Below are 1648 nucleotides of genomic sequence, written 5' to 3' on the forward strand. Positions count from 1 at the left end.
GGTAGTGTAAAATATTTTGTGTTTTTGAAAAAAATGGCTCCTTTTTGGTAAGAATTCAGATATGACAATTTTTATCGAAAAGGAGTATTTTTATGCCAGTTGCAAAGGAACAAATTCGACAGATTATCTCAGAAAACAACATTAGTAGCGTTGCAGACGTATACACACTTCTGAAAGACAGCTTCAAAGATATCCTTCAGGAACTGATGGAGGCAGAACTGGATGCGACCCTTGGTTACGAGAAAAACCATAAGGGAGATGTACAGACCGACAATAAAAGAAATGGACATTCCACAAAGAACTTAAAAAGCCAGTATGGTGAATTTCAAATCGATGTACCAAGAGACCGCAACGGTGAATTTGAGCCAAAACTGATTCCCAAATACCAGAGAGATATTTCCGGAATCGAAGAAAAAGTGATCTCTTTATATGCTCGTGGTATGAGTACCAGAGACATCCATGATCAGCTTCAGGATCTTTATGGCATTGAATTGTCAGCAGAAATGGTCAGTAAGATCACGGATAAGATCCTTCCACAGGTAAAGGAATGGCAGACCCGTCCATTGAATCCGGTTTATCCCTTTGTTTTTATGGACTGTATCCATTACAAAGTCCGGGAGGATGGCAGGATTTTAAGCCGTGCTGCTTACGTTGTTCTTGGTGTTACCGTGGAAGGTTACAAAGATATACTCAGTATCACAGTAGGGGCTAATGAAACCAGCAAGTTCTGGCTCGGAATGCTTAACGATCTGAAGAATCGTGGAGTAAATGATGTCCTTTTCTTCTGTGTAGATGGACTTCCAGGCTTTAAAGAAGCCATCCAGGCAGTTTATCCGCAGGCAGAAATCCAGCGATGTGTCATCCATATGCTGCGTAATTCTTTTAAATATGTAAACTACAATGACCTGAAAAAGTTTTCCTCCGATTTTAAAGCAGTATATAATGCGCCAAATGAAACTGCAGCTTTGTCAGAACTTGAAAATGTGAAAGAAAAATGGGGAAAGAAATATCCTTATGCGATCAGCAACTGGGAAAATAATTGGGAAGATGTCAGTTCCTTTTTCCAGTTTTCAAATGATATCAGACGCATCATGTACACGACGAATATCATTGAGGGATTGAACCGCCAGTACCGAAAAGTAACAAAGACCAAAAGTGTATTTCCAAGTGATGCATCCCTGGAAAAAATGCTGTACCTTGCCAGTGAAAATGTAGTCAAAAAATGGACGCAGAGATATCGGAACTGGGATCAGGTATTAAACCAGCTGATTGTCTTATATGGAGAGCGGCTCACAAAATATCTGTAAAAACAATAAAAAAGAAAAAGCAGGAATGAAGATGCTAAAATAATCTGCCATTCCCGCTTTCCTTTTATTCCGTCGGCATTAGTATTATTGCCAGATTTTCCTGATTATATTCCAGAGGTCGGGTGTGGGCAGAGCCCACAAAAAAAGCAATAAATACGATGCCTTATTTGTCATGCAAAAAATTAAAAACCAATGTATAGAATTTATCCAAGTGGTAATACTATAGATACAAAGATAAATTCGACAACAATAAATCCATAAATTCGACGGCAAAATATTACATATCTAATTCTTAATCAGAAGGATTCAGCCTTCATAGACACAAAACTATTTACGCCCTC

At 38.5% G+C, this 1648-nt stretch carries 1 protein-coding gene; it reads left to right on the forward strand.

The window, feature by feature from the left end:
- Positions 1 to 92 precede the first annotated feature (92 nt).
- On the forward strand, positions 93 to 1307 hold the full coding sequence (locus ACTNB3_RS17740) for an IS256 family transposase (protein WP_103656244.1): 1215 nt from the start codon (positions 93 to 95) through the stop codon (positions 1305 to 1307).
- Positions 1308 to 1648: the final 341 nt, after the last annotated feature.

It is taken from the genome of Bariatricus sp. HCP28S3_D3, assembly GCF_052065755.1.
Lineage (GTDB): Bacteria > Bacillota > Clostridia > Lachnospirales > Lachnospiraceae > Allocoprococcus.